The 20,867-nt window shown below is 65.4% G+C and carries 18 protein-coding genes; 13 read left to right on the top strand and 5 right to left on the bottom strand.

Features of this window, described 5'->3' with window-relative positions:
* Positions 1–34: 34 nt before the first annotated feature.
* The 11 genes from frr (at position 35) to lpxB (ending at position 12,018) form a co-directional block, all read left to right on the top strand.
* Positions 35–595 carry a ribosome recycling factor gene (frr, locus tag MUB46_RS21135; RefSeq protein ID WP_261617961.1) on the top strand — a complete coding sequence of 187 codons (561 nt, stop codon included), beginning with the start codon at positions 35–37 and terminating at the stop codon, positions 593–595.
* Between the two features lie 34 nt (positions 596–629).
* Positions 630–1,388, top strand: a complete 759-nt coding sequence (locus MUB46_RS21130) for an isoprenyl transferase (RefSeq protein ID WP_261617960.1) — start codon at positions 630–632, stop codon at positions 1,386–1,388.
* A 1-nt stretch (position 1,389) separates the two neighbouring features.
* Entirely contained in the window at positions 1,390–2,244 is an 855-nt protein-coding gene (locus MUB46_RS21125; RefSeq protein ID WP_261617959.1) for a phosphatidate cytidylyltransferase, read from the top strand.
* Positions 2,238–3,455 carry a 1-deoxy-D-xylulose-5-phosphate reductoisomerase gene (locus tag MUB46_RS21120; protein WP_425256299.1) on the top strand — a complete coding sequence of 406 codons (1,218 nt, stop codon included), beginning with the start codon at positions 2,238–2,240 and terminating at the stop codon, positions 3,453–3,455. Before MUB46_RS21125 ends, MUB46_RS21120 begins: the two co-directional genes overlap by 7 nt.
* Positions 3,456–3,478: 23 nt before the next feature.
* Positions 3,479–4,627, top strand: coding sequence for an RIP metalloprotease RseP (gene rseP / locus MUB46_RS21115; protein WP_261617957.1), 1,149 nt, complete (start codon positions 3,479–3,481; stop codon positions 4,625–4,627).
* Positions 4,628–4,814: 187 nt separating this feature from the next.
* Positions 4,815–7,391 (top strand): outer membrane protein assembly factor BamA, encoded by a 2,577-nt coding sequence (bamA, locus tag MUB46_RS21110; protein ID WP_261617956.1) that lies wholly within the window; start codon positions 4,815–4,817, stop codon positions 7,389–7,391.
* A gap of 185 nt (positions 7,392–7,576) precedes the next feature.
* Positions 7,577–8,662, top strand: coding sequence for a UDP-3-O-(3-hydroxymyristoyl)glucosamine N-acyltransferase (gene lpxD / locus MUB46_RS21105; protein ID WP_261617955.1), 1,086 nt, complete (start codon positions 7,577–7,579; stop codon positions 8,660–8,662).
* A complete protein-coding gene (gene fabZ / locus MUB46_RS21100; protein WP_425256298.1) occupies positions 8,637–9,110 on the top strand; it encodes a 3-hydroxyacyl-ACP dehydratase FabZ in 474 nt (157 codons plus the stop codon). The genes lpxD and fabZ overlap by 26 nt, the downstream gene beginning before the upstream one ends.
* A gap of 10 nt (positions 9,111–9,120) precedes the next feature.
* Positions 9,121–9,921, top strand: a complete 801-nt coding sequence (lpxA, locus tag MUB46_RS21095; protein ID WP_261617953.1) for an acyl-ACP--UDP-N-acetylglucosamine O-acyltransferase — start codon at positions 9,121–9,123, stop codon at positions 9,919–9,921.
* Positions 9,922–9,925: 4 nt separating this feature from the next.
* The gene (locus tag MUB46_RS21090) at positions 9,926–10,822 is read left to right on the top strand and encodes an LpxI family protein (protein WP_261617952.1); all 897 of its coding nucleotides are present in this window, start codon (positions 9,926–9,928) and stop codon (positions 10,820–10,822) included.
* Positions 10,819–12,018 (top strand): lipid-A-disaccharide synthase, encoded by a 1,200-nt coding sequence (gene lpxB, locus MUB46_RS21085; RefSeq protein WP_261617951.1) that lies wholly within the window; start codon positions 10,819–10,821, stop codon positions 12,016–12,018. Before MUB46_RS21090 ends, lpxB begins: the two co-directional genes overlap by 4 nt.
* Before the next feature lie 24 nt (positions 12,019–12,042).
* Here lpxB and gltA read toward each other — a convergent pair whose 3' ends face one another.
* Together gltA and gltX are read right to left on the bottom strand one after the other, a co-directional pair.
* Entirely contained in the window at positions 12,043–13,353 is a 1,311-nt protein-coding gene (gene gltA / locus MUB46_RS21080; RefSeq protein ID WP_261617950.1) for a citrate synthase, read from the bottom strand.
* Between the two features lie 194 nt (positions 13,354–13,547).
* The gene (gene gltX / locus MUB46_RS21075; RefSeq protein WP_261617949.1) at positions 13,548–14,972 is read right to left on the bottom strand and encodes a glutamate--tRNA ligase; all 1,425 of its coding nucleotides are present in this window, start codon (positions 14,970–14,972) and stop codon (positions 13,548–13,550) included.
* 164 nt (positions 14,973–15,136) lie between these two features.
* Here gltX and MUB46_RS21070 point away from each other — a divergent pair, with 164 nt between their 5' ends.
* Positions 15,137–17,284, top strand: a complete 2,148-nt coding sequence (locus tag MUB46_RS21070; RefSeq protein WP_261617948.1) for a ComEC/Rec2 family competence protein — start codon at positions 15,137–15,139, stop codon at positions 17,282–17,284.
* A gap of 31 nt (positions 17,285–17,315) precedes the next feature.
* Here MUB46_RS21070 and lexA read toward each other — a convergent pair whose 3' ends face one another.
* Entirely contained in the window at positions 17,316–18,035 is a 720-nt protein-coding gene (lexA, locus tag MUB46_RS21065) for a transcriptional repressor LexA (protein WP_261617947.1), read from the bottom strand.
* Between the two features lie 257 nt (positions 18,036–18,292).
* On the opposite strand from lexA, the gene MUB46_RS21060 reads away from it, so the two are divergent.
* Positions 18,293–19,114, top strand: a complete 822-nt coding sequence (locus MUB46_RS21060) for a sulfotransferase family 2 domain-containing protein (protein ID WP_261617946.1) — start codon at positions 18,293–18,295, stop codon at positions 19,112–19,114.
* A 21-nt stretch (positions 19,115–19,135) separates the two neighbouring features.
* Here the strand turns inward: MUB46_RS21060 and MUB46_RS21055 are convergent, their stop codons facing one another.
* Both MUB46_RS21055 and moaC read right to left on the bottom strand, forming a co-directional pair.
* Positions 19,136–20,347: a molybdopterin molybdotransferase MoeA gene (locus tag MUB46_RS21055; protein ID WP_261617945.1), complete on the bottom strand. Its 1,212-nt coding sequence runs from the start codon at positions 20,345–20,347 to the stop codon at positions 19,136–19,138.
* Positions 20,348–20,351: 4 nt separating this feature from the next.
* Complete coding sequence (gene moaC, locus MUB46_RS21050; RefSeq protein WP_261617944.1) at positions 20,352–20,855, bottom strand: cyclic pyranopterin monophosphate synthase MoaC; 504 nt, start codon at positions 20,853–20,855, stop codon at positions 20,352–20,354.
* Between the last annotated feature and the right edge of the window lie 12 nt (positions 20,856–20,867).

Genomic DNA, 20,867 nt, shown 5'->3' with positions numbered 1-20,867 from the left:
CGAATCGGCCCGGTTGACGGGCGGGAGACGCATCATGGACGGCAGTTTCGATCTTGCGGACCTGAAACGGCGAATGCAGGGCGCGGTCAGCGTTCTCAAGACCGAGTTCTCCGGGCTGCGGACCGGCCGTGCCTCGATCATTATCCTTGAGCCGGTGACGGTCGAGGCCTATGGGTCGCCGATGCCGATCAACCAGGTCGCCACGGTCAGCGTTCCGGAACCGCGCATGATTTCCGTCAACGTGTGGGACAAGACGCTGGTTGGCGCCGTCGACAGGGCGATACGAGAGGCCGATCTCGGGCTAAATCCGGTCATGGACGGGCAGAATCTGCGGATTCCCATTCCGGAGCTGAACGCCGAGCGGCGCCAGGAGATTGTCAAAGTTGCGCACAAATATGCGGAGAACGCCCGTATTGCCGTTCGCCACGTGCGTAGGGACGGAATGGAACATCTCAAGCGTCTGGAGAAAGACCACGAGATGAGCCAGGACGAGCATCGCCAGCATGCCGATTCCGTTCAGAAGCTGACCGATTCGACGATCGCCGAGATTGACGAGACGTTGGCTGCCAAGGAACAGGAAGTCCTGCAAGTCTAAGGTCACTCCGCAATCGTCCAGGGCGGTGCAAGGAATGGAAGCGAAGGCCACTGCAAAGCCCGGCGGCAGCCAGACGTCAGACGTGCCCGAACATGTCGCCATCATAATGGACGGGAACGGGCGCTGGGCGGCGCAGCGAGGGTTGCCGCGCGCGCAGGGGCACAGGGCCGGCGTGGAAGCGCTCCGGCGCACGGTGCGGGCGGCGGGTGAGATCGGTATCCGATACCTCACAATCTACAGTTTCAGTTCGGAGAACTGGTCGCGGCCGCAATCCGAGGTCCTGGACCTGATGGCGCTGCTGCGCCGCTTCATCCGCAAGGACCTGGCCGAGCTCCACCACAACGGGGTCCGGGTGAAGGTGATCGGCCGGCGCGACGATCTGGAATCCGATATCCATGCCCTGCTGATCGAGGCGGAGGACCTGACCCGGGACAACGAAGGCCTTACGCTCGTCGTCGCCTTCAACTACGGCGCCCGTGACGAGATCCTGCGGGCGACGCGCGGAATCGCCGAGGCCGTGGCGTCGGGGACCCTCGACGCGGCCGCGATCGACGAAGCGCAGTTCGAGGCCTTTCTCGATACCGCCGGCGTTCCCGATCCGGATCTGCTTATCCGGACGAGCGGCGAACAGAGGATCAGCAATTTCCTTCTGTGGCAGTGTGCCTATACCGAGTTCGTGTTCCTGCCCCTGTTCTGGCCCGACTTCGGGCGGGACGCCTTGATGTCGGCCATCGAGGAGTACCGCACGCGCGAACGCCGGTTCGGCGGGCTCGTGGCGCACACGGGATCGTAACATGACCCAGCCGTCCGGTTTGTCGGGCCCCCCGCCGAGCGGCCGTGCGGGCGACCTCGGCATGCGCGTCCTGTCGGCGGCCGTGCTTGCGCCCGTCGTCCTCGGGGCGGTCTGGTTCGGCGGCTGGGCGTTCGTGATGCTGGCCGCCCTGGCATCGGCGATCCTGGTATCGGAATGGAGCGGCATCAGCCGCTCGCGTTATGTCGACGCGGCTGCCGTCATCGGCGGGGCTGCGGCCGCGGTCGCGGTGATCGGGTTCGCGAGTGGATTCGTGCTCGCCGCCTTCCTCGTGCTTGGCGCGGGCGCTGGCCTCGCGCAGGCGAAGGCGAGGGGCGACGGTCCGGCTTCGGCTCTGTGGCTCGGCGTGCTTTACGGCGGATTGCCCGGGATCGCGCTGGTCGCGCTACGCTCCGATCCCGATTTTGGCCTTGTTGCCGTCATCTGGCTCTTGGTGCTGGTTTGGGCGACGGATATCGGCGGCTATGTGTTCGGCCGCCTGATTGGTGGTCCAAAGCTCGCCCCGCGCCTGTCGCCGAAGAAGACCTGGGCCGGGTTCATCGGCGGGCTTGCGGCGGCGATTGGCGCGAGCTGGCTGTTCTTTCAGGTTGCGGCATATGGCATTGCCGCGCCGATCTGGCTTGCAGCCCTCCTGTCGATTGCGTCCCAGCTTGGCGATCTCGGGGAATCGGCCTTCAAGAGGCGATACGACGTCAAGGATTCCAGTCGCCTCATTCCCGGGCATGGCGGATTGATGGACCGGATCGACGGCCTCGTCGTGGTGGCCGTCCTCGCGGCGGCGCTCGGAATCCTGCGGTCCGGCCCCGATGCGGCTGGTGCGGGAGTGTTGGTATGGTAGGGTGCGCCGGAAGAGCGATGACAACTTCGAACGCCCCACAACGGATCAGCATACTCGGCGCCACCGGCTCGATCGGGCTCAATACGCTCGATCTGATCGGCCGCGTGCCCGATCGGTATTCCGTCGAGGCGGTGACGGCTAACCGCAACGCGGTCGCGCTCGCGGATCTGGCCAGGAAGCATGGCGCGACGTTCGCCGTGGTCGCCGACCCGGACGCCTACGCGGATCTGAAGGCCGCATTGGCGGGAAGCGGAATCGAAGCCGGAGCAGGGCCGGAGGCGCTGGTCGAGGCGGCGACGCGCCCCGCGGACCGGGTTATGGCCGCGATCGTTGGTGCCGCGGGGCTGGCGCCGACGCTTGCCGCGGTGCGGCGCGGCGCCACGATTCTGCTCGCCAACAAAGAATGCCTCGTGTCGGCGGGGGCGCTTTTCATGAACGCCGCGCGCCAATCCGGCGCGTGTATTCTTCCCGTAGACTCCGAGCACAGCGCGATCTTCCAGGCGCTCGATCCCGCGCAAACGAAGAATATCGAACGGGTGACGCTGACGGCCTCCGGCGGTCCCTTCCGGACATGGCCGGTCGATCGCCTGACGGACGCCCGCCCGGAGGAAGCGGTACGCCATCCGAACTGGTCCATGGGGGCGAAGATTTCGGTCGATTCCGCGACGATGATGAACAAGGGGCTGGAGCTGATCGAGGCCCACCATCTGTTCGATATCGCGCCGGAATGCCTGGACGTCCTCGTCCACCCGGAGAGCATCGTGCACGGTTTCGTCGCCTATCGGGATGGATCGGTGGTCGCGCAGCTTTCGGAACCGGACATGCGTACGCCGATCGCCTATAGTCTGGCCTGGCCGGACCGGATCGAAGCGCCGACGCCGCGCCTCGATCTTGCGGCGTTGGGCAAACTGACCTTTGAAAAGCCCGATCTCGAGCGGTTTCCGGCTCTGAGGCTTGCGATCGGGGCCATGGAATCCGGTGGCGGGGCGGCGACCGTTCTTAACGCTGCCAACGAAATCGCGGTTAATTTATTTCTTCAAAATAGAATTCGCTTTCCCGATATATCCCAGATCGTCGAGGATGTTCTGGAGAAGCAGATACTTGAAGGCGCGGGCGAACCGGCCTCGCTCGAGGATGCGCTTGAAATTGATCGCTGGGCGCGCGATGTCGCGCATGCCGTAATCCCCGAGCGGCTCGACCGGGCGGTTTGACGAAGCCGGCGGAAGGAATTCTGATGGGTTTTCTCGATACTTTGGGAGCGTTCGGCGGCGGCGCCATTTCCTATGTGCTGCCGTTCCTGTTCGTTCTTACGATCGTCGTGTTCTTCCACGAACTCGGCCATTTTCTCGTGGCGCGCTGGTGTGGCGTAAAGATCGAGACGTTCTCGATCGGATTCGGACTCGAAATCGGCGGATTCTACGACAAGCACGGAACGCGCTGGCGGCTGTCATGGATCCCGCTCGGTGGATATGTGAAGTTCTACGGCGACGATTCCGTCGCGAGCTCCGCCGATCCCGAGGCGCTTGCCGCTATGACAGAAGAGGAGCGGCGCGGCAGCTTCCACTTCAAGTCGATCGGACAGCGGGCGGCGATCGTCGCGGCGGGGCCGTTCGCCAACTTCATCCTCGCAATCGTTATCTTTGCCACGGTCTTTGCGACCGTCGGCAAGTTCGTGACGCCGCCGCAGGTCGATGCCATTGCCCCGGATTCCGCGGCCGCAACGGCGGGTTTCGAACCTGGCGATACGATTATCTCGATATCGGGCGAGCCGATCGAGAGCTTCTCGGACATGCAGCGCATCGTCAGCGTCAGCGCAGATGTTCCGCTCGAATTCGAGGTGGATCGCGGCGGCGAGAGGGTGACCCTGACGGCAACGCCCGATTTGCGTGAGGTCGAGGACCGGTTCGGCAACAAGCACCGGATCGGGCTGCTTGGAATTCAGCGCAGCGCTCAACCCGACGAGATTATGCAGGTGCGGTATTCCGTGCCGGGCGCCATCTGGGAAGGCACCAAGGAGACCTGGTTCGTCATTGAACGGACCGTAAACTATTTGGTCGGCATCATAGTGGGCCGCGAGTCCGCGGACCAGCTTAGCGGTCCGATCCGGATCGCGGAAATGTCCGGCGAGGTCGCCAAACTTGGCTTTCTTGCACTTATGAACCTCACGGCGGTTTTATCCATTTCAATCGGCTTCCTGAATCTGATACCGATACCAATGCTCGACGGGGGACATCTGCTTTTTTACGGCATAGAGGCCGTGCGTGGGCGTCCTTTGTCGGAGCGGGCGATCGATATCGGGTTCCGGCTCGGATTGGCTATGGTGCTAATGCTAATGCTGTTCGCGACGTGGAACGATATCGTCAATATCGCCGGTCGTTTGTAGGCAGTCGTTGCCCCCGTGCAACGCTTTGAACAGGAGTCGGTGGGGCGGCTGAATGCCTGTTTTCATATCAGTTAAAAGCCGTTACAAACGCGACGGGATGGGCGGATTCGCTCAGCGCCCCGCTGGTAGTGTGCGTGGAAAGCGCGCAGAACAAGAAGGTCAGAGGGATCTAAGGATCGACAACCCGATGAATTCAATTGTGCGGTTTCTAAAGCGTGGTGCTGGCCTGGTTGTCGTGTCGGTGGCCCTGATGTCGGCCCCGCAAGGGGGTGAATGGTTCGGTGTCGCGTCGGCTCAGGCGCAGACTGTCCGGACGATCGAGGTCGAAGGCAATCGCCGCGTCGATGCCGAGACGATCAAGTCCTATGTTTCGATACAGCCGGGGCAGTCCTACAGCGCCTATGGCGCGGACGACTCGCTGAAGACCCTGTTCGCCACGGGGCTGTTCGCCGACGTGAGCCTGACCATGCGCGGCAGCACGCTCGTGGTGAAGGTTGTCGAGAACCCGATCGTCAATATCGTGTCGTTCGAGGGCAACAAGAAGGTCAAGGACGAGGTTCTGCTCTCGGAGATCGAGTCGCAGCCGCGGTCCGTTCTGACCCGCGCGAAGATCGAGGGCGACACGCAGCGGATCCTGGAGATCTATCGTCGCTCCGGCCGTTTCGGTGCGCAGGTCGTGCCGAAAGTGATTGATTTGCCGGACAACCGCGCGAATCTGGTTTTCGAGATCGATGAAGGCGACAAGACCAGTGTCGTCGGGATCAATTTCATCGGCAATCGCGCCTACGGCGACGACACGCTGCGCGACGTTATGACAACGACGCAGCGCAACTGGCTTAGCTGGCTGAAGGCGACGGACGTTTACGATCCGGAGCGTCTGCAGGCGGATCAGGAGCTGCTTCGCCGCTTCTATCTCAAGCACGGGTATGCCGATTTCCGCGTCATTTCGGCGGTCGCCGAGCTCGATCGCGAGCGCAACGCCTTTTACATCACCGTCACGGTCGACGAGGGGGACAAGTACGATTTCGGCGTCGTAGACGTTCAGGCCTATGTGCGTGACGTCGATCCGGAATCGCTGCGCGGCATCATCAAGACGCGCGCCGGGGACACCTACAACGCCGATCTCGTCGAGAGCACGCTCGAGGACATGACGCTTGAGCTCGCCAACTCCGGCTATGCGTTCGCCCAGGTGCGTCCGCGCGGCGACCGGGATTACGAGAACAAGACGATCAACCTCACCTATGTCGTCGAGGAAGGGCCGCGCGTCTACATCGAGCGCATCAACATCCGCGGCAATACGCGGACTCTCGACCGGGTGATCCGTCGCGAGTTCGATTTCGCCGAGGGCGATGCCTTCAATGCCGTGATGATCGATCGGGCCAAGCGTCGGCTTGAGGATCTGCGGTACTTCAAGTCGGTCAACATCAGCCGGGCCCAGGGCTCCGCGCCGGATCGCATCGTGGTCAATGTCGACGTGGTCGAGCAGCCGACGGGTGAGATCTCTGTCGGTGGCGGCTACTCCACGCGCGACGGTTTCGTTGCGGACCTGTCCATCACCGAGCGCAACCTGCTCGGCCGCGGTCAGATCCTGACGATCGGTGGCTCGATTGGCGAGCGCAAGCAGGCCTTCGATTTCAGCTTTACCGAGCCGTTCTTCCTGGGGCGGCGTCTGGCGGCAGGTATCGACGTCTTCTATCGCGACCTCGATTACACCGACACGTCGTCCTATAAGGCCATGGCAGCCGGTGGCGGCGCCCGTCTCGGCTTCCAGCTGAACCAGGAGACGTCGTTCCAGGGCCGTTACCGGATCTATCAGTCGGATATCCAGACGAACTCCTATCTGATGGACGGCTGCGGGCCGAATACGGCCGCCTCGCTCGCCATGCAGACCTGCGGCGTTCCCGCGCGTGCCACTCCGGGCGGCCCGATCTACCGGTTCCCGAACGGCGGCGACACGAACGGCGACGGCATCGCGGATGTCTTCGCGCCGGAAGCCTCGATCGCGATCAACGCGGCGCAGGGCAAGCGGCTCTACTCCGTCTTCGGTTACGACCTGGTCTATTCGACGCTCGACAGCTTCACACGTCCGCATGACGGCCTGTACCTGCGGTTCTCGCAGGATCTGGCTGGCGCAGGCGGCGATGCGAAGTACCTGCGTTCGGACGCCGAGGCGCGCTACTACAAGGAGATGGCGCCGGAGGTCGTGGGCCTCGTCAAGTTGACGGGCGGTGTCATGAACGGCTGGGGTGGGTACGACATCCCCGTCACCGACACCTATTTCAAGGGCGGTGAGACGATCCGCGGCTTCGATACCTCGGGTTACGGTCCGCGCGACCTGACCCCGGGCGGCCAGCGCGACGCGCTCGGCGGCAAGGTGTACGCCGCGGCGACGGCCGAGGTTCAGTTCCCGATTCCGTTCGTTCCGGACGAGTTCGGTTTCCGTGGCGCGTTCTTCGCCGATGCGGGCATCCTGTTCGATGTCGGCGACACCGGGCCGCTGATGATCACCCAGCCGGGTGGCCGGCAGCTGACCCTGACGCTAGCGGAATGTTCCTCGGTGAACCCGGGCGGCTGGACGGGCGTGGTGCCGGGTGGGGCCAATGGCTGCTATGTCGACGACACGGAGCCGCGCGCTTCGGTTGGCTTCAGCCTGCTGTGGGACTCGCCGTTCGGTCCGCTGCGCGCGGATCTGGGCTACGCCGTGTTGAAGGAAGACTACGACAACACGCAGATCTTCCGCTTCGGCGCGGGCAAGCAGTTCTGACGGTTGGGGCCGGCGTCATGCCGGCCTCTCCATTTTCACCCGGTCCGATGGATTTGCTGCAATCTCCGGTGACCGGTCTGATCCGGCAACGGGCCGCGGGGCCAGACATGTCTTTGCGATCCGGCTGGAAAGCCCCTGCTTTCTGGTCTGTATAAAGTATGCCCGGGTTGGGGTAGTTTCCCGAAATGGATGATGTTCGTTTCTTCGAGCGGGCCGGCCCGTTTTCGCTGAGTGAGATCGCAGGCTGGATCGATGGTCAGATCGAGGCCGGCGACGGGGACCGTGTCGTCGAGGACGTCGCGACACTGCAACTCGCCGGGCCGACGCAGATCTCCTTTTTCGACAACCCGAAATACGCGGCCGATCTGGCGGCGACCGGCGCGCGCGCCTGTGTCGTGGCCCGGCGCAGCGCCGAGCAGGTGCCTGCGGGCTGCGCTGCCTTGGTGGTCACGAACCCTTCGGTGGCATTCAACGAGATCGTTCGGCGCTTCTATCCGGATGCGGCGCGCCCGGCGCGGGTCTGGGACGATGCACCGGCGGGCGACAGTGTCCATCCGACCGCGATCGTGGACGTGGGGGCCGTCGTAGAACCCGGCGCGATCGTCGGTGCAGAGGCGCGGATCGGCCGCGGGACGCGCGTGCTCGCGGGTAGCGTCATCGGCAGACGGGTGCAGATCGGGCGGGATTGCTCGATCGGACCGGCCGCGACCGTGCTTCATGCGCTGGTTGGGGACCGGGTCATCTTTCACCCGGGCGTGCGGATCGGTCAGGACGGTTTCGGATTCGCGATGAGCGCCAAGGGGCACGCGAAAATTCCCCAGATCGGCCGCGTCATCATTCAGGACGATGTGGAGGTCGGAGCCAATACGACGATCGACCGGGGCGCCCTGCGCGACACCGTGATCGGCGAGGGGACCAAGATCGACAACATGGTCCAGATAGGCCATAACGTTGTCATCGGTCGGCACTGCGTCATCGTTTCCCAGGTCGGAATCGCCGGAAGCGCCACCTTGGGTGATTTCGTTGCGATTGGCGGGCAGGCCGGAGTCATGAATCACGTCACGATCGGCGATGGCGCGCAGGTAGCGACGCTCAGCGCCGTAAAGGAGGATCTGGCGCCGGGGGGCCGTTACGGCGGGGTTCCCGCCAGACCGGCGCGCGTATGGCTGAAAGAGGTTGCGGCGCTTCAAAAGCTCGCTCACGACTATATCGCGGAGCGACGGCCGCAGGAGAAGGCAGACGGAAATGGACATGAGCGCGAGCATGACTGACCAGCAAACGCTCGAGTCGCTTGATATCTTGCGGCTTCTGGAGCTATTGCCGCATCGCTATCCTTTCTTGATGGTAGACCGGATCGTCGACATCGACAGTGACGAATCCTGTGTCGGCATCAAGAACGTGACCATCAATGAGCCGCATTTCACCGGTCATTTCCCGGATCGGCCGGTGATGCCGGGAATCTTGCTCGTCGAGGGAATGGCGCAGACGGCCGGTGCTGTGTGTATTTTACGGTACGCGTCGGGGCAGCCGAAGCTCGTCTATTTCATGACCATCGACAAGTGCAAGTTCCGAAAGCCCGTCGTTCCCGGTGATGTCGTCCATTACCATGTTCGCAAGATCCGCAATCGCCGCACGATCTGGAAGTATGCGGCCGAAGCCCGCGTCGATGGTGCGTTGGTCGCGGAAGCTGAAATCAGTGCGATGATCGCGGATAAATAAAGCATATTCCATGGCAGATGTTCACGCGACGGCTATCGTCGGCAAAGGGGCCCGCCTCGGCGAAAGGGTCAAGATTGGTCCATACTGCATCGTCGGCGACGATGTGGAACTCGGAGATGACGTGGAGCTGGTCGGGCACGTGGTGCTCGACGGGCATACGAACATCGGCGCGCGCACCAGCATTTATCCATATTCGTCCCTCGGCCAACCGCCCCAGCACCTGAAATATGCGGGGGAGCCGAGCCGTCTGCTCATCGGCACCGATTGCGTCATTCGCGAGCAGGTGACCATGAACCCGGGCACCGCGTTCGGTGGCATGGAGACCTCGGTCGGCGACAACTGCTATTTCATGGTGGGATCGCATGTCGCGCACGACTGCAAGGTCGGCAACAATGTGCTCTTCATCAACAACGCGACTTTGGCCGGCCATTGCCAGGTGCAGGATCACGCCATCCTCGGCGGTCTCGCGGCCGTCCATCAATGGGTGCGGATCGGTGAGTATGCCTTCGTCGGCGGCTTGAGCGGCGTCGAGAACGACGTCATCCCGTACGGATCGGTTCTCGGAAACCGGGCCCATCTGGGAGGGCTCAATATCGTGGGCCTCAAGCGGCATGGCTTCGATCGCGAACAGATCCACACGATGCGCCAGGCCTATCGGTTGCTGTTTTCGAACGAAGGCACGCTGATGGAACGGGTGGAAGACGTCGCCCAGCTGTTCCCCGAACATCCGTTGGTCACAAAGGTGGTCGATTTCATCCGGGCCGATTCCGATCGGGCCTTGTGCACCCCGCGTAGCGGACGCGGAGGGTGACGGGATGTCTGCGGATCCGGCGAGCCGGGAGGAGGCAAGCCTGGGACCGCTGGCCATAATCGCTGGCGCCGGGGATTTGCCGCGCCTCGTCGCGGAAGAGGTCCGGAACACCGGGCGCTCCCTGTTCGTCATCGCAGTGGACGGTGAGGCGGACGCGGATTTCTCCGCCTTTCCGACGGCGCGGCTTCCGATCGGCGCCGCCGGGCGCCTCAAGGCGCTGCTTGTCGAGCGCAATTGCCGCGACGTCCTGATGGCGGGCAGTTTCCGAAGGCCCCGCTTTTCCGACATCGAATGGGACATGAGCGCCGTCAAGGCGGCGCTGCTGCCGGCCATCATGCGCCTCAAGCGCGGCGGCGACGACAAGGTGGTCAACGGTGTCGTCCAGATATTCGAAAGCGAGGGCTTCCGGATCGTCGGCCCGGCCGACGTCGTGCCGCGTCTGGTCGCGCCGACCGGAACGCTGGGACGCGTCAAGCCCGGGCGAAAGGCCCGCGCCGACATCGATTACGGCTTCCAGGCAATTCGCCAGATGGGGCCACTCGATATCGGTCAGGCGGTCATCGTGCTCGACGGGCGCGTGATCGCGGTGGAGGCTGCGGAGGGCACCAATGCGATGGTGGCCCGCTGCTCCGACCTGCGCCGAGAGGGGCGGATATCGGTGCCGCCGCCGTCGGGCGTCCTGATCAAGTCGGCGAAGCCCGGCCAGGAACTTCGGCTCGACATGCCGGTCGCCGGTGTGGAAACGATACGCGTGGCCAAGGATGCGGGCCTCGAGGGGATCGCCGTCGAGGCGGGAAGGGTGCTGGTGCCGCGCATCGACGACGTGCGCCGCGCGGCCGACGAAGCCGGTCTGTTCTTCGTCGGGATCGACACCGGTAGCGGATCAAGCCGCCGGCCATGAGCGATCAGGTTCCGGAGCGATCGCAGTCGCGTCCGCTTCGCATCGCGATGATCGCGGGGGAATCCTCGGGCGATCATCTCGGTGCCGGCCTCATGGAAGCCATGCAGGCCGATGCGGATCGGACGATATCCTTCGCCGGAGTCGGCGGCCCGGAGATGGAACGCGCGGGCCTGACGAGCGTATTTCCACTGTCCGAGATCGCCGTCATGGGGCCGTTCGCGATCCTTGCTCGGCTGCCGGGCCTCATTCGACGCGTACATGAAGCCGTCGATCACGTCGTTGCCTTCGAGCCGGACATCCTGATCATCGTCGACAGTCCGGAATTCACCCATCAGGTCGCCAAACGCGTGCGCCGGCGGTTGCCAAGGCTTCCGATCGTCGACTACGTCTCCCCGACCGTCTGGGCCTGGCGGCCCTGGCGGGCGCGGAAGATGCGCGCCTATATCGACCGGGTTCTCGCGGTCTTCCCGTTCGAACCGGCCGTACACCGGCGTCTCGGGGGTCCCGACTGCGTCTATGTCGGGCATCCGGCGGTCGAGCGGCTGGCGCTGATGCCGGGCAGGGCGGCACAGGCGGGTGGCAAGCCGACCTTACTGGTGCTGCCCGGCAGCCGCATCACTGAAGTCGAGCGGCTCATGCCGGTCTTCCGCGACACGCTAAAGGCGTTGCGCGACAAGGGCAGGGACTTCGATCCGGTCCTCCCCGCGGTCGCGCATCTGGCCGATCGGCTCAGCCAGGAGGTTGCGGACTGGCCGGTCAGACCGCGTGTCGTTTCGGGCGAATTCGAGAAATGGAACGCATTCTCCGCCGGCCGGGTCGCGCTGGCGGCGTCCGGGACGGTCACGCTCGAGCTGGCGCTTGCCGGCGTGCCGATGGTCGTCACCTACCGGCTCGATCCGCTGACCGCGGCGCTGCGCTGGATGGTGCGCACCCATTCGGTGGTGATGGCCAACCTGGTGATCGGCGAGAACGCGTTTCCGGAGTACATCCATAAGGGATGCGATCCGCAGACGCTGTCGGACGCGGTCGATCCACTGTTCGACGACGGTCCGGAGCGGCGTAGGCAACTGGCCGCAATCGACAAGGTCCGGGACGCGACGCTGATCGACGGCGACAACCCGAGCCGGAAGGCGGCCGCCGTCGTCCTGGATGTCCTTGAAAAAAATGGCCGGGGCGCACTGGCGCCCCGGCCATAGAAATCTGAATTCGGAGATGATGCGCTATTTGCGCATCGATACCGGAACGTAGTCGCGCCGCGTGGCGCCGGTGTAGAGCTGGCGCGGACGGCCGATCTTCTGCTTCGGATCCTCGATCATCTCCTTCCACTGGGCGATCCAGCCGACCGTGCGGGCGACCGAGAACAGCACCGTGAACATGGAGGTCGGGAAGCCCAGCGCCTTCAGCGTGATGCCGGAATAGAAGTCGATGTTGGGATACAGCTTCTTCTCGACGAAGTACTCGTCCTGCAGGGCGATGCGCTCGAGTTCCAGGGCCACGTCGAGTAGCGGATCGTCCTTGATGCCGACCTCGGCCAGCACTTCGTGGCAGGTCTTCTGCATGATCTTGGCGCGCGGGTCATAGTTCTTGTAGACCCGGTGCCCGAAGCCCATCAGGCGGAACGGGTCGTTCTTGTCCTTGGCGCGGGCGACGAATTCCGGAATGCGGTCGACCGACCCGATCTCCGAAAGCATGTTCAGGGCCGCCTCGTTGGCGCCGCCGTGCGCGGGGCCCCACAGGCAGGCGATGCCGGCGGCGATGCAGGCGAACGGGTTTGCACCCGAGGAGCCGGCGAGCCGGACCGTCGAGGTCGAGGCGTTCTGCTCATGGTCGGCGTGCAGGATGAAGATGCGGTCCATGGCGCGGGCGAGCACCGGATTGACCTTGTATTCCTCGCACGGCACCGAGAAGCACATGTGCATGAAGTTCGAGGAGTAATCGAGCTCGTTGCGCGGATACATGAACGGCTGGCCGACATGATACTTGAAGGCCATCGCCGCGATCGTGGGCATCTTCGCGATCATTCGGACGCTGGCGACCATGCGCTGATACGGGTCCGAGATGTCGGTGGAGTCGTGATAGAACGCCGACAGGGCGCCGACCACGCCAACCATCACCGCCATCGGATGGGCGTCGCGGCGGAAGCCGGAGAAGAAGCGCATCATCTGCTCATGCAGCATGGTGTGCCGCGTCACGCGGAAATCGAAATCGGCCTTTTGGCCCTGTGTCGGCAGTTCGCCGTAGAGCAGCAGATAGCAGGTCTCGAGGAAGTCGCCGTGCTCGGCCAACTGGTCGATCGGGTAGCCGCGATAGAGCAGCACGCCTTCGTCACCATCGATATAGGTGATCTTCGACTCACAGCTCGCCGTCGACGTGAAGCCCGGGTCGTAGGTGAAAGCGTGGGCGTCGGCGTAGAGTCGCGAGATATCCACGACATCCGGTCCGATCGTGCCCGGATAGACCGGAAACTGATGCTCGGCGTCGCCGAGCTTGAGCGTCGCAGTGTTGGCGGCGGTGACGTTCTTGTCATTCATGGGCAGGTGGCTCCTGTCCTGGTGGCGGGCACCCGCACAGCCCAGGTTCGGCTCGTCGGGATACGGATTCGCTCCCACGGTCGGCTGGAGTGCGGTTCGGTAGGAATATGACTGTCTCGGTACCCGATTTGAGCGGGATCGGCAAGCTCCGGGCGTTGGCAGGATCGTCGATACATAGGGCGGGACCGGTACGGTCAAGCGGTCTGATCGGCAATGCGGGCAAGGCTTTCCTCGCGGCCGAGCACCGCCAGAACGTCAAATATACCGGGCGATGTCGCCCGGCCCGTCAACGCGGCACGGAGCGGCTGGGCGACCGTGCCGAGCTTGCGGCCGGAGGTCTCCGCAAAAGCCTTCACCGCCGCTTCGAGGCTCGCCGCGTCCCACTGTGGGGCGGCTTCAAGGACAGGCAGGACTGCGCTCAGGGTCTCTCGTGCGCCGTCGTCGAGTATCTTGGCGGCCTTCTGGTCCAGAGACAATGGGCGGTCCTCGACAAGAAATTTCGTGCTTTCAAGGAGTTCTGCGAGATTCTTCGCGCGTTCCTTCAGGCCCGGCATCGCCTGTCGGATTCGGTCCGACTTTACCGCGTCGAGCCGGGATTCGTACGCCGGCCCCTCGGGCAGATAGGGCAGGTTCTCCATCAGCGCGTCATACAGCTCCGCATCGGGCGTCTGCCGCATGTAGATGCCGTTCAGATTCTCCAGCTTGGCGAAATCGAAGCGGGCGGCAGACTTGCCGATGGCGTCGAGATCGAACCATTCGAGCATCTGTTCGCTCGACATCACCTCGTCGTCGCCATGGCTCCAGCCCAGGCGAACCAGATAGTTGCGCATCGCCTGCGGCAGATAGCCCATGGCGCGGTAGGCATCGACGCCGAGCGCACCGTGGCGCTTCGACAGCTTCGCGCCGTCCGGCCCGTGAATCAGAGGGATATGCGCCATCTCCGGCACGGCCCAACCGAGTGCCTGATAGATCTGTGTCTGGCGGGCGGCGTTGGTCAGGTGATCGTCGCCGCGGATGACGTGGGTGACGCCCGTGTCGTGGTCGTCGACGACGACGGCGAGCATATAGGTTGGGTTGCCGTCGGACCGCAGCAGAATCAGGTCGTCCAGATCCTTGTTCTGCCACACGACGCGCCCCTGGACGTGGTCGTCGACCACGGTCTCGCCCTCCGTCGGCGCCTTGAGGCGGATCGCCGGCTTGACGCCCTGGGGCGCCTCCGAGGGATCGCGGTCGCGCCAGCGGCCGTCGTAGCGTGGCGGGCGGCCCTCTGCGCGCGCCGTCTCGCGCATCTCGGCGAGTTCCTCGGGTGTCGCGTAGCACCGGTAGGCCTTGCCCCGGGCCAACAGGTCCTCGACCACCTCGCGATGCCGCTCGGCGCGGGCGTATTGCGAGATCGCCTCGCCATCCCAATCCAGGCCCAGCCACTTCAGGCCGTCGACGATCGCGGCGATCGCCTCGTCGGTCGAGCGCGCGCGATCGGTATCCTCGATCCTCAGCAGCATCTTGCCGCCGCGTCCGCGGGCATAGAGCCAGTTGAACAGGGCGGTGCGTGCGCCGCCGATATGCAGGAAGCCGGTCGGCGAGGGGGCGAAGCGGGTGACGATCTCAGGTTTGGACATGACAGGTGGCGGCCGGTTTCTCGTGCGGTCTAGTATGGATGGTGCGGTGTAGGCTGGGCGTTGTGTAGCACGGCGGCCGGCGCAGATAGAAGCGGTGTGGGCAACGGTCGCGCCCAAACCTTCGGCGCGGCCCCAGGGGGACTGCGGTGTCCGACGACGCGTCCTTGATCGGCAGATCGCGCTCCGCGGCGGCGCGGCGATGGCCGGCGTTGCCGGCGCCGCTGCTCGGCCTGTCGAGCCGCCTGTCGCGCCGCGTTTCGGTCCGAAGGATCGCCGACAGCGAGCGCGAGCGATTGTTCCTCTGGGGTCCCGTCGCTTTCGGCGCCGGCATCGCGGCCTATTTCGCGCTGCCGCGGGAACCTGTGCTCGCGGCGGTGCTGGTCCTGTGCGTCGTCACCGGGATCGTCGCTGTCCGCTGCGGCCCGGGCCGGCTCGGGGGCATCGCGTTCATCGGCCTGTTCCTGGCGTCGCTGGGCATGTTGGACGCGGGGCTTCGCAGCCGCTGGGTCGCCGCGCCGGTCGTGTCCGAGACCGGATATCCGGTTCCGGTGACCGGGCGGATCATCGGGGTCGACCTCAGGGAGGACGGCGCGGCACGGCTCACGGTGGCGCCGGAGCGGATCGGCCGCGATGCCGCTGCGGAGCTGCCGACCCTGCTGTCGCTGTGGATGCGCGGCAGCTGGTCGGTGCCGACGCCAGGACAGGCGGTGCGATTTGACGCGATGCTGTTGCCGCCGCCGGACGCCGCGGTGCCGGGCGGCTTCGATTACGCCCGGCGGGCCTGGTTCGCCGGCATCGGCGGCGTCGGGTTCCTGACCAGCGCGCCGAAACCGGTCCAGACCGCGCGGGATGTCGGACTGCCAGTGCGGCTCGGGACCGCGATCGAGCGGACGCGCCTTTACATCGCGGCGCGAATCCGGCAGTCGCTGCCCGGCTCCGTCGGCGCGATCGCGGCCGCGCTCGTGACGGGCGAGCGTGGCGCTATACCGGACGCCGACGAGGACGCGCTGCGCGCCTCCGGCCTGGCGCACATCCTGGCGATCTCGGGCCTGCACATGATGCTCGTCGTCGGCACGCTGTTCTGGTTCACCCGTGCCTGTCTGGCGCTATCGCCTAGTCTCGCGTTGACCCGGCCGATCAAGAAGTGGGCGGCGGCGATCGCCCTGATCGGCGGGCTCGGCTACCTGGTGCTCTCGGGCGCCTCGATCGCGACGCAGCGCGCCTTCATCATGGCGGCGATCATGCTGGTTGCCGTGCTGCTCGACCGGCCGGCGATCACCCTGCGCAACGTCGCGATCGCCGCATCGATCGTGCTCGTGCTGACGCCCGAAGCCTTGGTGACGGCGAGCTTCCAGATGTCGTTCGCCGCGACCGTCGCCCTGGTCTCGGCCTACGAGGCGTTGCGGTGGTGGTCGCTTTCGCGGAGTGAAAGCGCGATGGCGCCGCCGGTCCGCTTTCTCGTCCGGGCGGTGCTCGGGCTCGTGTTCACCGCGCTGATAGCCGGGCTGGCGACGGGGCCGTTCGCCGCCTATCACTTCAACCGCGTGGCGGTCTACGGGTTGATCGCCAATGTCGCCGCGATGCCGCTCGTCAGCGTGCTGGTCATGCCGTCCGCGCTTGCCGCGGTGCTGCTCATGCCCTTCGGCCTGGAAGGCCTCGCGCTTGTCCCGATGGGGCTGGGGATCGAGGGCGTTCTCGCCGTGGCGAGGGCGGTCGCCGGCTGGGAGGGGGCGGTGCGCATGGTCTCGCAGGTGCCCGTGGCCGCGTTGCTCCTGACGATTTCCGGCGGGCTCTGGCTGTTGCTTTGGCGCACGGGCGTGCGCCTCCTGGGGGTGCCGTTCATTGCGGCCGGCGTCGTCTTGAGTGCGGTCTCCGACCCGCCGGACCTCTTCGTCGCGCGGGACCTACGGATGGCGGCGCTGAGAATGCAGGACGGCGCGCTGGCGTTCCTGCCAAAGCCCGGATCGGACTACGAGGTGGAGGTTTGGCTGCGCAGCGCCGGACTCGTGCCCGAGGGGACCCCGCGACGACGGGCGGCCTGCGATACGTGGGCCTGCGTCGCCGACAATGGTCGTCTGCGTGTTTCCTACGTGAGCGATCCGGTGGCGTTCGCGGAGGATTGCGCCTGGGCGGACGTCGTCGTCACACCGATCTCGCCGCCTCAGTGGTGCAGGGACGACGCCATCGTGATCGGTCCGCAGGATGCCGCGCGGTCCGGCGCGATCACGCTCACGAAGACGGCCAACGGCATTGCCATCGAGACGGCGGCGGACCGGTCCGGCGATCGTCCCTGGACGCGCCGGGGACCCTAAGCCCCCGAGCTGCTGAGCCCGGCAGGCGTCGTCAGTACTGGCGGATGAGGCCGACCAGCCGGCCCTGAATGGCAACCCGATCCGGACCGAAGATCCGTGTCTCGTAGGCCGGGTTGGCCGCTTCCAGGGCGATCGACGCGCCCTTGCGGCGCAGGCGCTTCAACGTCGCTTCCTCGTCGTCGATCAGCGCCACCACGATGTCGCCGGTGTCGGCGGCATCCGTCTTGCGGATCAGGACCGTGTCGCCGTCGAGGATGCCAGCGTCGACCATCGAGTCGCCGCGCACCTCCAGGGCGAAATGTTCGCCCTTCGACAGAAGCTCGACCGGCACCTGGATCGAATGGCTGTGGTTCTGGATCGCCGAGATCGGCGTGCCCGCGGCGATGCGGCCCATGACCGGGACGGCCACCGCGTTCGAGTTGGCGGCCTCGGTCTCTACCGGCTCCGGCGGGGGTGGCGGCGGTGTCTTGCCGAGACTTCCCTCGATGACGCTCGGCGCGAATCCGCGGCCGCGCGCGGCTAGCCCCGGCGCCACCGACTCGGGCAGCCGGACGATTTCGAGCGCGCGGGCGCGATGCGGCAGGCGTCGGATGAAGCCGCGCTCCTCGAGCGCCGTGATCAGTCGATGGATGCCCGACTTCGAGCGCAAGTCCAGCGCTTCCTTCATCTCATCGAAGGACGGGGGCACGCCCGATTCCTTGAGACGTTCATGGATGAACATCAGCAATTCATGCTGTTTCCGCGTGAGCATTGCGCGCTCCCGTTGCCGCTTCCGCCCGTCTTTGGGCGCCGGATTGTGTACAAATCAAGAACAAACATACATGTTCTTGTTGTGTTCGGCAATGGCAAATATCGCATGGACGCAGTGTGGGCACGGGGGCGCGCTGCTCCGGGATCGTGCGGGTCGGCGAGGGGCCACCATCCGGCCTGGCGGGTCGCGGCACGCGGTCGTTCATCGCGATTGTAAGCCTCGACCGATCCGGCTAGGGATACCGGCGAACCGGTCGGATGACCATACCCACCAGCCGCCAGATCACGTCGGTCGAGCTTATGTCGCCGCGGGCAGTCGCAAAGAAATATCATGAAAGGGCATTGGGGATGGTCATCCCGCGTGCATTCGGATCAAAGTCCAAACGGAAACCGAATAAGAGCAAGAAGTCGCTCATTCTCGAGGACTATGTTCTCCTCCATATCGGCAAGACGGGTGGAACGTCGATCGGCCGGTTCCTGAGGAAGTTCCGGAAGGACGGGCAGGACATCAAGATCAAGAAAGTCGGCCATCGGATCACGCTGCAGCGGGTTCTCGAAGAATCGCCGTCCTGCAAGGTCGGATTCGTCATTCGCGAGCCGTCGACCCGTTTCGTGTCCGGTTTCAACAGTCGCCTTCGCAGCGGCCGGCCGGCGCATCACCACACCTGGAGCACGGACGAGGCCGTCGCCTTCTCCTACTTCCCCACCGCCAACGATCTCGCCGAGGCGCTCGTCACCGACGACGAACGGATGCGTTCGGCCGCGGAATTCGCCATGCAGGCTATCGGGCATCTGCGGCGCGGCTATGCGTTCCATCTCGGCGGCGTTGCCCCGTTGAAGGAGGCAGCCGACAGGATCTACTGCGTCGCCGAGCTGGAGCACCTGAACGACGACGTCTTCCGTCTGCTTGAGCCCGCCGGCTTGTCGCGCGAGCAGATCGCCGAGGCCTTTCAGACCGAGCATCAGGCGCCTTCGAAAGGACCGGCCCTTTCGGAAAAGGCCATCGACAACCTGAAGACGTTCTGGCGCCAGGAATACCGGATTTACGACTATTGCCGGAAGCATCTCGTCCGGCGCTGATGCGCCGCGCGAGGGCCGCCCTCAGAAATCCATCAGGAGCGCGCGGCAGGTCTCGCCCGCCGTCGCGGCCGGGGCGAAAGGCGGGCGGATGATCAGCGCATCGGCCCTGGCCAGCGTGGCCAGCATGGAGCTGTCCTGCCGGCCGAAGGGGGTGACGACGAGGGTGCCGTCGGGATCGATGCTGGACATCGCGCGCAGATAGTCCTGGCGCTGATCGTTTTCGCCGAGATCGGCCCCGAGGCGCGCGTTGGTCTCGCCGGACTGGGTTTCCCTGAGACCGCACAGCGCGTGGATCAGCGGCACGAGGAACAGCCGTGCGGTGATCATCGCCGAGACCGGATTGCCGGGCAGTCCGAGGAAGCGGCTCGCGCCGAACATGCCGAACATCAGCGGCTTGCCGGGCCGCATGGCGATCTTCCAGAAATCGAGCGACAGGCCTTCGGCGACCAGAACGTCCTGGACGATGTCATGCTCGCCGACGGATGCGCCGCCGAGGGTCACCAGAACATCGGCCCCGGACTTCCGTGCCTTAGCGACGGCACCGGCGAGGGATTCACGGTCGTCCGCGGCGATGCCGAGATCGACGGGAATGCCGCCGGCCCGCCGGACGATGGCCGCAAGCCCGAAGCCGTTGGACGCGATGATCTTTTCCGGTCCGGGATCGGAGCCGGGTAGGGCGAGCTCGTCGCCGGTCGACAGGATTGCGACTTTCGGCCGGCCATGAACGGACAGGTCGGCATGGTTCATCGCGGCGGCGAGGGCGATGGCGCGCGGGTCGGCGCGGCGGCCGGCGCTGAGCAGTACGTCGCCTTCGGCAAAGTCGAGCCCGCGCTTGCGCACGAACCGGCCGATGCCGGAGGATTCAAGAACGGTGACCTCGTCGCCGGCGCGCTCGGTATCTTCCTGGATGACGATCGCGTTGGCGCCATCGGGCAGGGGGGCTCCCGTAAAGATCCGCACGGCCTCGCCCGCCCCGACTGTTCCCTCGAAGGGATGGCCGGCAGGGGCCGCACCGATTACGCGCAGTGTTGTGGGCACGGTCGCGACGTCGGCGGCGCGCACCGCATAGCCGTCCATCGCCGAGGTGTCCCATGGCGGCTGCGTGCGCCTGGCGGCGATGTCCTCGGCGAGGACACGGTCCAGCGCGTCGTCAAGGGGCACCCGCTCGGCGGGCCTGGGGGGAACGCCGTCGACGATGCGCCGCAGGGCTTCTTCGACCGGGAGGAGGGCCATGGTCTCAGCCATCCTGTCCGCTGTCGTCGGCGTGCCAGCTGCCGGAGCGACCGCCGGATTTCTCCAGCAGGCGAATGCCGGTGATCTCGATGCCGCGATCGACCGCCTTGACCATGTCGTAGACGGTGAGGCAGGCGACGCCGACGGCGGTCAGCGCCTCCATCTCCACGCCAGTCTGGCCGGTCACCTTGGCCGTCGCCGTCACGCGCACGGCGCTGTCGGCGGCAACAGGCTCGAGATCGACGGACACCTTCGACAGGCCGAGCGGATGGCAGAGTGGTATCAGCTCGTGGGTGCGCTTGGCGCCCATGATGCCGGCGATGCGGGCGGTGCCGAGCACGTCGCCCTTCTTGGCCTCGCCACGGACGATCAGGTCCATTGTCTCGGGCGCCATCCGGACCCAGCCCTCCGCCGTCGCCGAACGGGCGGTGACCGCCTTGCCGGAGACGTCCACCATGCGCGCCGTGCCGGTCTCGTCGAGGTGGGTGAGGGCTTTGTCGGCGCACATGGGCGGGGCTCG

The sequence above is a fragment of the Microbaculum marinisediminis genome (assembly GCF_025397915.1).
GTDB classification, from domain to species: domain Bacteria; phylum Pseudomonadota; class Alphaproteobacteria; order Rhizobiales; family Tepidamorphaceae; genus Microbaculum; species Microbaculum marinisediminis.
This window is presented reverse-complemented; position numbering and strand designations above follow the sequence as displayed.

What these genes read in the sequence shown, in the direction of transcription:
- frr (WP_261617961.1), top strand. Translation starts at nt 35, where the DNA reads ATGGACGGCAGTTTCGATCTTGCGGACCTGAAACGGCGAATGCAGGGC.
- MUB46_RS21130 (WP_261617960.1), top strand. Translation starts at nt 630, where the DNA reads ATGGAAGCGAAGGCCACTGCAAAGCCCGGCGGCAGCCAGACGTCAGAC.
- MUB46_RS21125 (WP_261617959.1), top strand. Translation starts at nt 1,390, where the DNA reads ATGACCCAGCCGTCCGGTTTGTCGGGCCCCCCGCCGAGCGGCCGTGCG.
- MUB46_RS21120 (WP_425256299.1), top strand. Translation starts at nt 2,238, where the DNA reads ATGGTAGGGTGCGCCGGAAGAGCGATGACAACTTCGAACGCCCCACAA.
- rseP (WP_261617957.1), top strand. Translation starts at nt 3,479, where the DNA reads ATGGGTTTTCTCGATACTTTGGGAGCGTTCGGCGGCGGCGCCATTTCC.
- bamA (WP_261617956.1), top strand. Translation starts at nt 4,815, where the DNA reads ATGAATTCAATTGTGCGGTTTCTAAAGCGTGGTGCTGGCCTGGTTGTC.
- lpxD (WP_261617955.1), top strand. Translation starts at nt 7,577, where the DNA reads ATGGATGATGTTCGTTTCTTCGAGCGGGCCGGCCCGTTTTCGCTGAGT.
- fabZ (WP_425256298.1), top strand. Translation starts at nt 8,637, where the DNA reads ATGGACATGAGCGCGAGCATGACTGACCAGCAAACGCTCGAGTCGCTT.
- lpxA (WP_261617953.1), top strand. Translation starts at nt 9,121, where the DNA reads ATGGCAGATGTTCACGCGACGGCTATCGTCGGCAAAGGGGCCCGCCTC.
- MUB46_RS21090 (WP_261617952.1), top strand. Translation starts at nt 9,926, where the DNA reads ATGTCTGCGGATCCGGCGAGCCGGGAGGAGGCAAGCCTGGGACCGCTG.
- lpxB (WP_261617951.1), top strand. Translation starts at nt 10,819, where the DNA reads ATGAGCGATCAGGTTCCGGAGCGATCGCAGTCGCGTCCGCTTCGCATC.
- gltA (WP_261617950.1), bottom strand. Translation starts at nt 13,353, where the DNA reads ATGAATGACAAGAACGTCACCGCCGCCAACACTGCGACGCTCAAGCTC.
- gltX (WP_261617949.1), bottom strand. Translation starts at nt 14,972, where the DNA reads ATGTCCAAACCTGAGATCGTCACCCGCTTCGCCCCCTCGCCGACCGGC.
- lexA (WP_261617947.1), bottom strand. Translation starts at nt 18,035, where the DNA reads ATGCTCACGCGGAAACAGCATGAATTGCTGATGTTCATCCATGAACGT.
- MUB46_RS21060 (WP_261617946.1), top strand. Translation starts at nt 18,293, where the DNA reads ATGACCATACCCACCAGCCGCCAGATCACGTCGGTCGAGCTTATGTCG.
- MUB46_RS21055 (WP_261617945.1), bottom strand. Translation starts at nt 20,347, where the DNA reads ATGGCCCTCCTCCCGGTCGAAGAAGCCCTGCGGCGCATCGTCGACGGC.
- moaC (WP_261617944.1), bottom strand. Translation starts at nt 20,855, where the DNA reads ATGTGCGCCGACAAAGCCCTCACCCACCTCGACGAGACCGGCACGGCG.